A 13,534-nucleotide genomic window follows, 5' to 3' on the forward strand; every position below is an offset into this window, starting at 1 on the left:
GTCAGCGGCAAAGGTATGAATGAAGGAGGGCGGACAGATTGAGCTCATGGCCGACTATGAACCCTATCTTGCGCTCGCAATTGTCATCCTTCTGTTCGCAGCATTTCTTTCCGAGCGCTTCGAACCGGACGTAACCGCTGCGGGGGCCGCCGCGCTGTTTGTCGTATTGGGGTTTGTCCCCACGAATGAAGTTCTGGCAGTGTTTTCGAACCCTGCACCCATAACGATCGCCGCGATGTTCGTAATCAGCGGCGCGCTGGTCCGAACCGGGTTTCTCGACGCACTTGCGAACAAGGTTGTCGCCGCAGGGAGCAAGCGCCCGGTCGCCGGTATAGCGGCGTTTCTCATCGCGACGCTAGTCGCCTCGGGTCTGATTAACAACACGCCGGTCGTCATCGTCCTCATACCGGTGGCCATTCGTTTGGCGCAGAGCCTGGGCTTTGCCGCGACACGCCTGTTGATTCCGCTATCCTACATGTCCGTCCTGGGCGGGACGTGTACTCTGATCGGCACGTCGACCAACCTTCTGGTGGACGGCGTTTCCCAGGCGTCTGGCTTGGAACCGTTTTCAATTTTCGAGATCACACCGGTCGGTCTGGTGGCCGCGGCCACAGGCGGTGTGGCGCTCCTCCTGCTTGGACCTGTCCTACTGCCGGACCGAAAGGATATTGCGGAACAGGGCGGCGACGATAAAGCGACTTTTTTGACCGAGGTACGCCCGCAAGAGGACTACCCGAATATTGGTCGAACGATTCATGAAATCGCCGCCCTCAGCCGAAGAGGTGTTGAAATCGTCGGCATCCGTGCGCGGTCTGGAGTCAAGAGAGAGGGATTGAGTGAACACATACTCGAACCGGGCGACAGGATCATTGCCAAGGTTGCGACATCAGAACTGCTCACCCTCAGGAAACTTGAAGGGATCGAAGTCGGGTTGCGCCAGGGGCCAGAGGCCGAAAACACCTCGGAGCTGATCGTCGCCGAAGCTATCGTGACGCTTTCACGCCGAAGCCGCGGAGTGCGCATTGCCCAGCTTGCCATGGGGCACCGATACGGCATGCGTGTTCTTGGCGCCCACCGACATGGGGAAGTGCTTGGACCCGACCTGTCGACGGCGCTTTTGCGCCCCGCCGATACACTGCTTTTGGAAGGAACGCCTGAAGGCTTTGCCCGAATGACCGAGGCGGGCGATCTTGCCGCGATCACAGATGCCGGGGGGCGCGCCTTCCGCCGCGGGAAAGCGCCGCTAGCTCTGTTCGCGCTTTTCGCGGTTGTGGCGCTCGCCGCAGCCGGGTTCGCCGAGATCAGCGTGCTTGCCCTTGTCGCGGTCGCTGCCATCCTCGTGCTCCGGTGCATCGACAGCGGCGAAGCCTGGGCGTCCATCGACGCCAGCGTCCTTGTGCTGATCTTTTCCATGCTAATCGTCGGAAGCGGTATGCAGAATGCAGGAGCTGTCAACCTGATCGTGGAGACATTGGTGCCGACTCTCGTAGAGTTGCCCCTAATTGTTACGCTCGCTGCGATCTACATACTGTCTTCGGCGCTCACCGAGGCGGTTACCAACAACGCCGTTGCCGTCGTCGTTACACCTCTCGCGATCGGTGTTGCGGAACAACTCGGTGTCGACGCAAAGCCGTTCGTCGTCGCTGTGATGTTTGGCGCAAGTGCAAGTTTCGCCACTCCGGTCGGCTATCAGACCAACACATTGGTATATGGCGCAGGGAACTACAGGTTTTCCGACTTCCTCAGGATCGGCGTTCCGATGAATCTTATCGTCGGCGCAGCCGTGGTCGGGGTGATCCCGGTATTCTTCCCATTCTAGGGTATCCGGTCTTGATCTGCGGTACTTGTAGCGCATTTTGCGCGCGCTGCATGAATTGTCAGCAGGAGCAGCATGAGGATCCCGACCGTTGCGGCAATAGCTGATCCTGAGAGAATTCCAAGCTTTGCGGCATTCAGCGTCGCCGGATCGAAGGCCAAACCCGCTATGAACAGCGACATCGTGAAACCGATACCAGTTAGAAACGAGCCGGCCAGAATTAACGGCCCCGACAGGCCCGGCGCTAACACTGCCAGGCCCAATCGGACAGCTAGCCAGCTGAACCCGAAGACGCCGATCGGTTTTCCTAACACCAGGCCGACAATTATCGCTAAGGAGACCGGTTGTTCGAAATCGGCACCCTGAACCGTGATGCCGGCATTTGCCAGCGCGAAGATCGGCATGATTGCAAAGCCGACCCAAGGGTGCAGCATTGTCTCGAGCCGTTCGACTGGCGAGAGTGCCTCCGTGACCGCTCTGCTTGCTTGACGCAGGTTATGGCGGGTTGCGGTACCTCCCTGCTGCCGATAGCCGGCCGGAACGGCGCGTAGGCGCCCAAGGATTGCATGCAGCCGGGCATCGCTTACCCATATGCGCGTCGGCGTCATAAGGCCCAGAATGACCCCTGCGATGGTCGCGTGAACGCCGGAGGCGTCGATGCATAGCCAGACTGCCGCACCGAGCAGAAAATAAACCGGGACACTTCTGATCCCGACGCGCGAGGCGCCTGCGACGATACCAATTCCCAGCAGACCCAAACCGAGCGCCGACCAGTTCAACGCTTCCCCGTAACCGAAGGCGACTACGAGAATTGCGCCGATATCGTCAAAAATGGCCAGAGAAAGAAGGAACAGACGCAAGGTGGACGGGATCCGCCTTCCGAAAAGCGCCAGGCACCCAATCACGAACGCCGTATCGGTTGCCATCACGGTTCCCCAGCCGTGCGCCCCGGGCTGCCCGGACATCAACAAATGATAGAGCGCGACCGGCACCACCATGCCGCCCAAAGCGCCCGCGAACGGCAGGGCGGCCTGTCGCGGGTTTTGCAATTCGCCCAGTACGATCTCGCGCTTGAGCTCCAGAGAAAGCACGAAAAAGAAGAGGGTCATCAGCCCGTCGTTGATCCAGTGTCGCAGCGAGCGGGTGAAATCGAACGAACCGAATGTCAGGCCAATAGGGGTCTTCCAGAAGCCCAGGAAGCCTTCTTGCCAAGGCGAGTTTGCCAGCGCCAAAGCCAGCAGAACAGCCAGGAACAGGAGCCCACTCGCGGCCGCTTGGATCTCTAGGAAGCGTGCGAAGGGTTTTGTTATTCTATCGGCGGGCTCTTGGGGCAGGCTTTGATGATTGTCTATCATGGGACAACTACGCCAATTCGGGTGAAAAGAGACTACGCCATTGAAGCGTGGACGCAATGACCACGTGGATCAATGTCTGGCTATGCAGGAGCCATCCACGCAGGATATTCACCAGCAGGTTTTTCAGTTTCTGAGAAACAGACAATGCGGAAACGGTTGATTAGGCTTCACAAATTAAGGAACAGGTTAGCATCCGGCATTCATGAAGCCCCGGAGTTGGTTCTTTGTCATTTCCCCGCGAACGGCTCCGAACAATAGCTGGATCGTCACCAGAAGTCGTTTGTCAGACTTCGGTGCTTCGGCTCTTTCCTTGAGCCAGCTGTGACTTTCCAAAGTTCAGTCCGCTTCACTCAGAATTTTGAAACCAGCGGCCAATAGATGCGTGGACATTTCCTCGGGTGTCGCGAGATGACTGATCGAAGGTTCTGAAGCCTAAGGTGCCGGATACAAAACTCACCGCCTTCTCCCTGCAAAATGTCATAAATTCTAAACCTTGCGCCGGATTTGAGAAAACGTCGCGCCTCGGCATAGACCGTAGCCTTTTCCGGGACGTTCATAGCGACGTGAACTGGAACCGCACCATCGAAATGGCTGTCGGGAAAAGAAAGGTCTGTTGAATCACCCTGAAGGAACACGGTTTTGTCGCTCAAGTTGACCCCTTCCGAAATCTCGTTTGCCGCATCGTATAACTCTTGCGTCAAATCCAACTTCCTTGGCCGGTATCTTCGATCCGAAGACTTCCACCGCGCGAAACGCGAAGGGCTGGTTCAGACGTCTGTATCAGCAAGCGCCCGGTATACGGTCATTCTTGAAATCCCTAGTTCACGCGCGATCTGGGCTTTTGCGGTGCCCTCGCTCGCCAATCGCCGGATTTCCTCATCATCTACGGATTTCCGCCGCCCCTTGTAGACACCTTTACCTTTGGCGGTGTCGATCCCAGCACGCTGACGGTCGCGGATAAACTTCAGCTCCATATCGGCGACCATACCGAGAACGGTGATGACCATGCGACCCATATCTCCGGCGGTGGTTACGTCCGGTTCAAGAACACGAAGTGATGCGCCCTTGGCGTCCAGCTCATATACCAAGTTCAGCACGTCACGCGTGGAACGACCGAGGCGATCTAGGCGATGCACAACCAGCTCATCCCCTTCGCGCAGAAATTCTATCACTGTAGCCAATTCAGAACGGTCATCACGGGAAGCACCAGAGACTGTTTCGGATCGAACGATCTCACAGCCTGCTGCTCTCAGCGTGGCTTTCTGGATATCAAGATCCTGGCTTGATGAGCTGACGCGAGCATATCCAATCTTGGGCATAGCAAATTGTCACATTAGGGTGGTTCCCACTCTGATAATGTAACAATATGCTGTTGACTACTCATTTGTGACATCTTGGCGTGCCACATCACCCTGTCTCCTGCGGGTGTACCCTTTTGTGACGCACGGATCAGGCGGCCATTGCTCCGAAGTCGATCCGCTTGTGTAGGTCAACATCGAACCGGCCATAGGGATTGATGTGGGAATAGATCAGTGGCGTGAGACCGTGGTAATCCCGCTCAGACAGGCGGGTTGCCCATCCCGGTTCTGACAACACGGATTGCACCATGCGCGTGTTTACATAGACAAGGGATGCCTGAAGCAGATGCAAAGCATGGGCGGAGATTTCCTGATCGGCAATCCGGTTGCTGGAAATCTCGCCGCCTTTGCCAAAGAACACGAAACCATTGGCGCTGTTCCAGTTCTCCACCACATTCAGCCCTTCATGAATCTCGCGGCGGAAATCCTCGGATCGAAGATAACGACATAGAAAGATGGTCTTGATCGCTCGCCCGAGCTCAGCGAGAGCCTTATAAGTTGGATGCATCACATCAGCGCGGGCGAAACGACGCAGGATGGCTTCCGGATCGGCCGTGCCGTGCTGCATGGCCGAAGCGTATTTGACCATTTCGTCGTACTGTCTTTCGATCTCGGCCCAGTCAACAGTGCCGGACAGGATCGGTAGCAGGTTGGGCAGTTGTCCCCGCATTGCGGAATTCGGTAAGGCCAGCTTTTGTCGGGCGATGGCCTTCAGACGCGGGGCCAGTTCGAATCCAAGAAGATGACAGAAGGCGAAGCCGATGGCACTTTGGCCGTGGCTATCAACATACTGGCGCTGGATCTCCATGTCGGTGCAATGGCGCAGAACCCCTTCGATCATCGCGGCCACTTCGGATGATGAGCAGCGTTTCAGCTGGGAATAAATACAAGTTGCCTGCCGTTCTACATGCCAATAGATCATGACACCGCGCCCGCCATAGCGTGCGTGCCATTCGGTCATCAGATTGCGATCCCAGGCTCCGAACTTGGTGGAATCCGCCGCGCAGGCGGTTCCCGCATTGCCCCAAACTGACGGATTGCGAACCGCCAACGTGGCATCTGCAACCTTGGCCGCCGCTGCCCGAAGAGACGCGGGATCGACGTAGCGGCGACGGATATGCAACAGCTCATCATAGCTGATTTCCGGCGTGCCAGCAGCTACACGTTTCAAACCGGCATTGGTGCCCAGGCCGTAGAGGCAAAGCAGCAGGCGTTGATCCCGAATATTACGCGGCAGTGCTTCCCGGCTGGCCGACGTTTCAAATGCTCCCAGAAAGCCTGTGTCCAGCGCGGTTTCCTTCAGCGCATCCAGCAGCCCGGTCATGGGCCACCGTCGACTAATCTCTGATTTAAGGCCGATCAATCCTTTTGGTTCTGGTGCCGGGGTGAAAGGTGTAATGCTAATGCGGTTGTCGCCAGACCAGCGCAGGCGCGCCTTGTCATTGCTGGGCAGCGAGGCGTTGAGTTGGCGCAACTCATACTCCAACTGGGATGTGTCGCAAACTTTTTGTCTGGATTGACGAGCCCGCAGGTTCCAACGTTTGTTCTCGTCGAATAGTTTTTTTAACAGGTTGTTTGAGCATGATCTCATTGAAGGGCTGTCATTTCCCCAAGGATGCAGTTTTGTACGCTGTTTACTTCTATCTGCGGTACACTGTGTCCTATCGGGATTTGGAAGCGATCATGGCTGAGCGCGGTGTGCGAGTGGACCATGCCACATTGAATAGGTGGGTTGTGAAATACTCGCCGATCGTCGCAGCTCGTGCGCAATCAAAGAAGCGTCAAACGCTGAGTTCATGGCGCATGGATGAGACCTATATTCGTGTTCGCGGCAAATGGATGTACCTCTATCGGGCCGTCGATAAAGCTGGGAATACTCTTGATTTCATGCTGTCCGAGCGCAGGAACCGTCCAGCAGCAGCCAGTTTCTTTGCCAAAGCGCTGTCGTCAAATGGAATCCCGAGCAAGATCGTCATCGACAAAAGCGGTGCTAATGCGGCAGGCATTCGAGAGGTGAACAGGATCCTGAAGCGGTTCGGCTGCCTAGCCAAAATCCAAACGGTCAGGTCCAAGTATCTGAATAACCTGATCGAACAAGATCATCGATTTATCAAGCGTCGCGTACGGCACATGTGTGGGTTCAAATCGTTCAGTTCCGCATCAGCTACTTTGGACGGCATAGAGGTCGCCAACATGATCCGGAAGCGGCAATTCCCCAGCAATACGACGTCTGGCTTCCAGCTATTCGCCGAGATCGTAGGATAGGTGTGTCCAGTAAGTCGCTGACTTTGGCCGCTCCAAATGTTTGCGACACATCCCGAAAGCCTCACGACTACAAATATTCTGGACGTTCAGCTGACCATTACCGAAAAAGTAGCCTCGGCTGTGGGTGACGCGGGCGGGGCGATCAAGCGCATTCACGCAGGTCATGCGCGTGCGAAACCTCCGGAACATCTCTCGTCTTATGAATGTTCCCTGCTGCGGGTTGGTTTTCTGAACCGACGAGATATGCAAGAGCGCGTCCGCGGCTGCATCCTGCGGGTTGTCGAAGACGAACCTGAGTATTGGCGCGGGTGGGCGCAATTGGCCGAGGCACTGCTGACGGATGTGAAGCTTTTTACCGGGCTGTATCCAGGGACGCAGGATGAGAAAATCCAACGTGCGGAAGAGGCGGCGCGGAACGCAGTGTCTCTGAACCCGTATTCTGCGCGCGCTCACTTCCTTTTGGCGCTTGTACTTCAGATTCAGCGCGATCTTGACGGATTCTTCTCGTCGGCCGAAACGGCGCTGGCATTGGGGACAGACCGCTATTTGCAAGGGCAGATCGGCTATGAGTTCATTTGGTCCGGGCGTCTGGAATTGGGCGCTGCTCTTGTTGAAAATGCAATTGCGTTGGACCCAAATGCATCAGACCCGAACTGGTATCAGGCGCTCGCCGAGTATCATTTCCTGAACGGAGATTATGAAACGGCGCTGAGCACCTATCGCAAGGGGGCACAGCCGGATATTTGGTGGTCGGTGTCCATCGAGGTTGCAATTCTGGCTGAACTGGGTCCGCACGAGGCCGCCATTTCCGCGCGGGACAGGCTGAACAAAATTCGTCCGGGGATAAAAATTGCTGACATTGTCTGGATGTATCGGCGCTTTGCACGCCCGGATGAACACATACTGCCTTTCGTGGAAGCATACAGGGCAGTGGACATGCCCGAGGGACGGTTTGCACCGCTTCAGGATAGTGCAGATTAACTGACAGGGGGGCGGTAAGGCATAGTGTGGTGCTAAGTCTGGCACCGGTTCTTATTCGGGCACGCCCGCTCTTTGCAGGCTTGCCAGCCAGATCCGTCGGTTTTCGGGGTGGTTCTTCGATCCTGCAAATTGCCTCCGCATCGCTGAGATTGACAGTTTGGGGTTGATCTCAAGCGCATCTTTGACGGCCTCTTGGGCATCGTCTTCCCTACCCATCTCGGCAAGAGTGGCCGCGCTCAACAAGTGATGAAACAGCCGCCAAGTATTGCTTGTTGCCACCGTGCCCAACTGCCGGGCAGCGTCCAACGCCTCTTCGTAGCGCTCCAGGTGAAAAAGGATGTGACCCTGGTAGAAGTACATGTTTTGCAACATCGGATCGCGTGGACTTAGCCTGATTGCCATCTCTATCTCGGGCAGGGCGAGGTCCTGCATGCGGAACCAGTCATAGGTATGCGCCAATTCCAGCCGTATACGCGCATCATTGGGGTTGAGGACGACAGCGCGTTCGAGATTTGCGATGGCTGGATCGGCCTTTCCGGTAAAGCGGTAGATATAGCCAAGGGCCGCATGTGCTTGCGCGTCCTGATCGTCCAGTTCAATTGCTCGCTTGGCGGCCTCAGTCGCGGCAATCAACGTGTCCTGAGGGGCATCCGACCACTGAAAGAAGAATATCGTTCCTAGCGCGCGGGCCGATAGGCTGTGTGCTGCCGCGAATTCCGGATCGGCTGCGATGGCGGACTGTGCAAAAGTCACCGCGTCCTGCTGGGCCTCTTGTGAAAATACTGCCTGCCGCGCCCGGCCGCGCAAATACAGATCCCATGCACCCATGTCTTTGGTCGGCTTTTCCTGCAACCGTACTTCGCCGGACTGATATATCTCAGGCAACAACTGGCCGGCGATGGCCCGGCTGATCTCGTCTTGAACATCAAAGACATCCGTTACCTGACGATCAAATACCTCGGCCCAGATGGTTTCGGCGCTGTCGACATCAATAAGTTCTCCGCTGATGCGCATCTGACCATCGGCGCGGCGGACGCTGCCGCGGACAACATAGCCAACCCCGAGGTCGCGAGCTATTTCGATCGGGGTTGCCTGATCCTTCGCGTAAGAGAACATCGTTGCGCTGGACACAACGAACAGTTCCCGGTTGCGCGACAAATGCGCGATCAGGTCGTCGGTGAGACCATCGACGAAATACTGACCCGTTCTTTCGTCCCCGATATTGTCAAATTGCACAACGGCCAAAGAGGGTTTCCCGGTGTCCGGCAATCGCTGCCGGTCGGCAAATATGGAGAGCGACAGCAACGCGATTGCCAAAGCTAAGAGACCACCCGCAACAAGAACGCCACGTTTGTGCGCTTGGGTAATGCGCTCAGGCGGGTCATCCGATGCAACCGGAGCCACAAATTGGAACCCGCGCTTTGGAAAGGTCTTGATGTAGCCAGAACTTGCCGCAGTGTCGCCCAAGGCCTTGCGTACGGACCGAATGCGCGTGTTCAGCGCGGCATCCGTGATCGCGGAGCCGCCCCAAATCTCATCAATAATCTCTTGCTTGCTAACAATCCTGTCTCTGTTTCTGACGAGAAATTCCAGCAATTGCAGGGCCTGAGGTTCCAGAGCAACCCGTTCGCCACAGCGGTTCAATCCCTGTGTCGGATCAAGTTGGAACTCTAAAAAACGGTACATACTGAAACCTACACTCCGCCATGTCCTTGGCTCAACGAAGTTTGCGGATTGTCAGAGGAATGTCAGAAAAAATCAGATTCCGATCAAGCCCGGCGCGTTCTTCGGGTGTAGCGTTTTCGGGGGTTAGCGCTCCGCAGCATTACCCAATGCAATAAGGAGATTGGATATGGCACTATTAAGAACACTTTGCGTGGCGGCCGCAGTCGCTCTGACGGGAAGCACTGCATTCGCTGAAACGGATCTTGAGGCGGCGTTGGATAAGGGCGCCGAGCGCCTAAATGCCGATCAGATCGCAGAGCTGCTGATCGGAAACACTGTCGCAGCCACGTCAGGCGAGAAGAGATTCCGTTTTTTCTATGACCCGAACAATATCGTGAGTGGAGAGCTTACGAACGGTGGATGGAATGGTGCTGGTGCATTTGCCATCACCGATACAGATAAGGTTTGCGTTTCCATGGCTGCTGACAAGGGGCGCTATCGCTGCATGACAGTGCTGCGTGTCGGGGACTCAATCCAGAAGTTCAGCGCCGATGGAAAGAGAACTTTCGAGCTGCACAGCTTTGAACCGTCTACCGGTCTCTGAGTTTCGGTTTCATTCTGGTTCTGACATTGGACCTGCCGTTTTTCTGGCTGAGGAGAAATGGCAGGCAGGAATACAGCGGCCCTGTTCTCCATGCACGGTGAATGTCTGAATTGAACGGAAATAGATTGCCATAGGTCGAACACTTCTGGTGTCAGCTTTGGGCCGAATGAGTCTAATGAGGGCCTGTTGCTGGTTGAACTGGTCACCAAGATTGCCGTATTGGAACTGTGAAGCTCAGCCGACAGAAATCGTCTTCGATAGCCTGACCAACCAAAGTTCTTTTCCAGAAGAGATTTCCTTATGAAAACACCCAAAGTCGATCCTTCTAGCACACAGACCAAGCACGAGATCGAACAGTATTTGAGATCCGTCAACGAAGGCGATCAGGTTGTAATCCGCAGCACTCAAGGTGGGTTATTGGATTTGAAGGTTGCTCAAGTCACCGGTACCAAGCCGAGTGCAGGGCGCCTTTATACCGAGCATAGCGGCGGTTGGGGAGGAACTGCTTGGTATGCGAAATCTGGGAAGAACTGCTATGCCCCCAAGGGCCAATCAACTCTCGTTATCCCAACGCGTGAAGTCCTTGAATACGTAAGTACAGTCAAAATTCCTGAGTTCTATGTCGTCGCGCCTGGATCCCACATGCTCTAGCTATTGAATTGGTACTACACAGAGGGTTTTGTTGACTAAATCGACGCCGAGCGGATCGACAACCGAGCCAATCTTGTGGCCAATTTCGAATTTGTTGAACGACCATTTAAGGTGCTTGACGATACGCTATAGAAGTCATACCCAGTGATTGGCCTTCACGCAGGCCGGTGTGCCCGCCATGCAAAGCTAAGCAGCGTTTCAGCATAATATTAGCGCCTCCGCGTCTACTGCGCGGAAAGATTAGTAGCGGGCACCTAGTCAGATCCAAAAGGAGATGACACATGTCAGATTATTACATGAAGAAGTTAAAAGTGTTGGGGAAGCGGTACGCGCGAGCGACCACTATGGCCCACAACGAAGCTCTGAACGCTATCGCAGTACAGCTCGGTTTTGCTCACTGGAAAGCACTGACTGATGCTGTGAAAGCTGAATGGCAGCCAACCGAAGACGATCTCAAGCAAGCTGAAGCGTTTGTATGCGATGCTGGTGCAAAGGCAAACGGTGATGCCACCAACAATGATACCCTATTCTCCTTCGAACCAGCATTTGAAGAGGGGGAGCTTTGCGGTCATTGGTACCAGATTGGAGACAGTCTTGGTGATGTTGTAGCTTCAGGAAAGGGTTGGGATTTACGGATTCCTGAGGCTCCGCTTGAAGCGCCTATTGTTGAAATTGACGAGCGCTATTCAGAAACAAGCCCGGTAAATGATCCGAACTTTCTTGCCCAACTTCTTGAGATCGCTCAGGCGCGCAGCAATAGAGTGCGCGCACAGATGGCGGTTGATTGGCCTCGAAGATCAACAAAAGCAGATCTTGATGGCGTAGCACGGCATCCTTTGGGGCGTGGCGACGCCGCAACATGGTTTTGTCACAGTTGCGATGCACAGATCACGGGCTCGCAAGCGGCTGAAAACTACTGGCATTGTCCCAACTGTGGCACTCACCCATTGAATATCCATCCGGTACCATTTGATGACCAGTTTCCTGGGGAGCCAGTTCAGACTCCAGATGTGGCGCAAAGGCAGAATCCGGAAATAAGGATTGTGGAACCGCGGCTTACACTGCGTTTGGATGAGGAAACCGTTGCAACTCTGGTTCGCTGCGCATTGCTTGAGGACGCGACTACAGTCAACGAACGGCTTGGCGCTATTCGCGCACAAATAAGTCTGATCGACGGAGAGGTTGTTTGGATCACCTTTGACGAATTGCTTTGGCCTGAGGACAAGGAGCCGACTTCTGCGCGGGCGGTTGCCACGAAGCTCGGGCTCGAGGTCGAACAGGAGATTTCCTTGTTCTCGGAACCATTCGCCTGGCCTGATTTAGGCGGAATGACGGCAAATACCGCCGAGTATGTGGAAATGCTGTTGAACGCTTATGAGGAACACGGTGTGATAAAGCGCTGATGCCGACGACCTGACGTCAGTTGGGTGACTGGGTGTGAGATCCCGGTCACCTCGTTTTGCAAAGTCATTGGACAGACGAGCCAAATTGACCGACAATCGCGTCATGGAACTGACGGCAACCAAACCTGTCCACCTGATCCATGTGGACCCGGACGTCAACATGGCGCGGTTCTATGGAATAGAGTTGCAGCCGACGCTTTTTGGCGAAGTTTCCGTTCTTCGTACTTGGGGACGTATCGGCACAAACGGACAAGCCATGATGGTAACTTATGATGACGAAGTCGAGGCTGCTGATGCACTCCATAACCTCGAAAAGCAAAAGCGCCGTCGAGGGTACGTCCCGGTCGGTGAGTGACTTCGGGCTGTACACTGTTTCCCTGACAAATCCCGAGCCTGTCGTCTCGTGACCGGGCTCGAGGTTCCAGCCGACATATCGGCTTCCACCCAGAACACCCCAGCATGATCTCCCTGACGCAGTAGCCCCTGACCCGTCTCATTCGAGCTGGGGCAGGGGCTTTGGGTCATGGTCGGTCCATGCCGCGGTGATCTGCCCATTCGGGATTAGATCCCTTTTGCGCTCCCGCAGGATCAAAGATCCTTTGGCTTCTTTTGTTGGTCAGGCGGGATTTGGACAAGCCAAACGCCACCCGATGTCAGGGGGAAGGCGCGGCCTCCCCCCTCGGACAAGACAAATAGACAAGACCGTGTCCTCGCGCGGGGCGCTGCGGGCCGCACCACTCTTGTCGATTTGTCCTGTCTCGCCCCTCTCCGCGTTCGCCACGGGGCAGGTTTTAGAGACGACGCCCTTTCAGGGCTCGGCTCAAAACCAGCACCAAAGGGGACCAGCCCCGGAGGTCGCACCACAAAAGGAGAGACGGTTTTGGACATTGAAGCAACAAATGACATCGAGAGTGACACCAGCCTTCAGGCGACGGAAATCGCTGCCCAGAATGACCTGTTTCGGACAGCCCTGATCGATCCGAACGCAGCGATTGAGATGCACTCCAAGGGCATTCAGGGACAGGTTTTTGTCACGCCCGGTGTGTCAGGCGAAGGGATGGGGTTCCAGACCGCGGCTTTGAAGGCGGTGGCAATGGATGACCAGTTTGATGAAGGCAATGACCCTTATGGCGATCACACGTTCGGAACGGTGACGGTCAGCGGCCAGAAGCTGTTCTGGAAAATCGACCTCTATGACGCGGATTACACATACGGCTGCGACCGCCCGTTTGATCCCACAGTGACCCGCCGTGTCCTGACCATCATGTGCCCTAGCGAATACTGATTTCCACCGCAGCTCGGAAAGGGGGTGATGAAAATAAGTCAGGAAACCTTGCAGCAACGACGGCGCGAAGCCGTTGAGCTGGTCAAGAAGGGAGGTCTCTCCGCCAAGATCGGCCTCGCCTTCTTGAAACAACACGCAGCTGCGTAAGCGG

Annotated in this window: 12 protein-coding genes and 1 pseudogene; 8 read left to right on the top strand and 5 right to left on the bottom strand. The window is 55.5% G+C overall.

What is annotated here, in order from left to right; translation table 11 throughout:
• Positions 1 to 46 precede the first annotated feature (46 nt).
• Positions 47 to 1,819 (top strand): SLC13 family permease, encoded by a 1,773-nt coding sequence (locus AC2FI8_RS21470; protein ID WP_496707538.1) that lies wholly within the window; start codon positions 47 to 49, stop codon positions 1,817 to 1,819.
• Here the strand turns inward: AC2FI8_RS21470 and nhaA are convergent.
• The 4 genes and pseudogenes from nhaA to AC2FI8_RS21490 all read right to left on the bottom strand — a co-directional run.
• A complete protein-coding gene (gene nhaA / locus AC2FI8_RS21475; RefSeq protein WP_282121140.1) occupies positions 1,816 to 3,171 on the bottom strand; it encodes a Na+/H+ antiporter NhaA in 1,356 nt (451 codons plus the stop codon). The genes AC2FI8_RS21470 and nhaA overlap by 4 nt on opposite strands.
• Before the next feature lie 350 nt (positions 3,172 to 3,521).
• Positions 3,522 to 3,878, bottom strand: coding sequence for a class I SAM-dependent methyltransferase (locus tag AC2FI8_RS21480; RefSeq protein ID WP_299665493.1), 357 nt, complete (start codon positions 3,876 to 3,878; stop codon positions 3,522 to 3,524).
• Between the two features lie 60 nt (positions 3,879 to 3,938).
• Positions 3,939 to 4,490 carry a recombinase family protein gene (locus AC2FI8_RS21485; protein ID WP_299665490.1) on the bottom strand — a complete coding sequence of 184 codons (552 nt, stop codon included), beginning with the start codon at positions 4,488 to 4,490 and terminating at the stop codon, positions 3,939 to 3,941.
• 130 nt (positions 4,491 to 4,620) lie between these two features.
• Positions 4,621 to 6,018: pseudogene (locus AC2FI8_RS21490) on the bottom strand (Tn3 family transposase); the annotation flags it as partial.
• A 92-nt stretch (positions 6,019 to 6,110) separates the two neighbouring features.
• Between AC2FI8_RS21490 and AC2FI8_RS21495 the strand changes: the two are divergent.
• The gene (locus AC2FI8_RS21495) at positions 6,111 to 6,794 is read left to right on the top strand and encodes an IS6 family transposase (RefSeq protein WP_496707534.1); all 684 of its coding nucleotides are present in this window, start codon (positions 6,111 to 6,113) and stop codon (positions 6,792 to 6,794) included.
• A 36-nt stretch (positions 6,795 to 6,830) separates the two neighbouring features.
• Positions 6,831 to 7,775, top strand: coding sequence for a hypothetical protein (locus AC2FI8_RS21500; protein ID WP_496780901.1), 945 nt, complete (start codon positions 6,831 to 6,833; stop codon positions 7,773 to 7,775).
• A gap of 51 nt (positions 7,776 to 7,826) precedes the next feature.
• Here the strand turns inward: AC2FI8_RS21500 and AC2FI8_RS21505 are convergent, their stop codons facing one another.
• The gene (locus tag AC2FI8_RS21505) at positions 7,827 to 9,461 is read right to left on the bottom strand and encodes a winged helix-turn-helix domain-containing protein (protein ID WP_496780902.1); all 1,635 of its coding nucleotides are present in this window, start codon (positions 9,459 to 9,461) and stop codon (positions 7,827 to 7,829) included.
• 166 nt (positions 9,462 to 9,627) lie between these two features.
• On the opposite strand from AC2FI8_RS21505, the gene AC2FI8_RS21510 reads away from it, so the two are divergent.
• The 5 genes from AC2FI8_RS21510 (at position 9,628) to AC2FI8_RS21530 (ending at position 13,383) form a co-directional block, all read left to right on the top strand.
• Positions 9,628 to 10,044, top strand: a complete 417-nt coding sequence (locus AC2FI8_RS21510) for a hypothetical protein (protein ID WP_170518746.1) — start codon at positions 9,628 to 9,630, stop codon at positions 10,042 to 10,044.
• Positions 10,045 to 10,344: 300 nt separating this feature from the next.
• Positions 10,345 to 10,695, top strand: a complete 351-nt coding sequence (locus AC2FI8_RS21515; protein ID WP_496780903.1) for a hypothetical protein — start codon at positions 10,345 to 10,347, stop codon at positions 10,693 to 10,695.
• A gap of 281 nt (positions 10,696 to 10,976) precedes the next feature.
• Entirely contained in the window at positions 10,977 to 12,098 is a 1,122-nt protein-coding gene (locus AC2FI8_RS21520; RefSeq protein WP_496780904.1) for a hypothetical protein, read from the top strand.
• A gap of 85 nt (positions 12,099 to 12,183) precedes the next feature.
• Positions 12,184 to 12,453 (top strand): WGR domain-containing protein, encoded by a 270-nt coding sequence (locus AC2FI8_RS21525; RefSeq protein WP_496780905.1) that lies wholly within the window; start codon positions 12,184 to 12,186, stop codon positions 12,451 to 12,453.
• Between the two features lie 525 nt (positions 12,454 to 12,978).
• The gene (locus AC2FI8_RS21530; RefSeq protein ID WP_496780906.1) at positions 12,979 to 13,383 is read left to right on the top strand and encodes a DUF3768 domain-containing protein; all 405 of its coding nucleotides are present in this window, start codon (positions 12,979 to 12,981) and stop codon (positions 13,381 to 13,383) included.
• Positions 13,384 to 13,534 lie beyond the last annotated feature (151 nt).

This window comes from Ruegeria sp. CDSB029 (genome assembly GCF_059611125.1).

Coding starts and splice junctions, on each gene's coding strand:
- AC2FI8_RS21510 (WP_170518746.1), top strand. CDS start 9,628: ATGGCACTATTAAGAACACTTTGCGTGGCGGCCGCAGTCGCTCTGACG.
- AC2FI8_RS21520 (WP_496780904.1), top strand. CDS start 10,977: ATGTCAGATTATTACATGAAGAAGTTAAAAGTGTTGGGGAAGCGGTAC.
- AC2FI8_RS21515 (WP_496780903.1), top strand. CDS start 10,345: ATGAAAACACCCAAAGTCGATCCTTCTAGCACACAGACCAAGCACGAG.
- AC2FI8_RS21500 (WP_496780901.1), top strand. CDS start 6,831: ATGTTTGCGACACATCCCGAAAGCCTCACGACTACAAATATTCTGGAC.
- AC2FI8_RS21495 (WP_496707534.1), top strand. CDS start 6,111: ATGATCTCATTGAAGGGCTGTCATTTCCCCAAGGATGCAGTTTTGTAC.
- nhaA (WP_282121140.1), bottom strand. CDS start 3,171: ATGATAGACAATCATCAAAGCCTGCCCCAAGAGCCCGCCGATAGAATA.
- AC2FI8_RS21505 (WP_496780902.1), bottom strand. CDS start 9,461: ATGTACCGTTTTTTAGAGTTCCAACTTGATCCGACACAGGGATTGAAC.
- AC2FI8_RS21470 (WP_496707538.1), top strand. CDS start 47: ATGGCCGACTATGAACCCTATCTTGCGCTCGCAATTGTCATCCTTCTG.
- AC2FI8_RS21485 (WP_299665490.1), bottom strand. CDS start 4,490: ATGCCCAAGATTGGATATGCTCGCGTCAGCTCATCAAGCCAGGATCTT.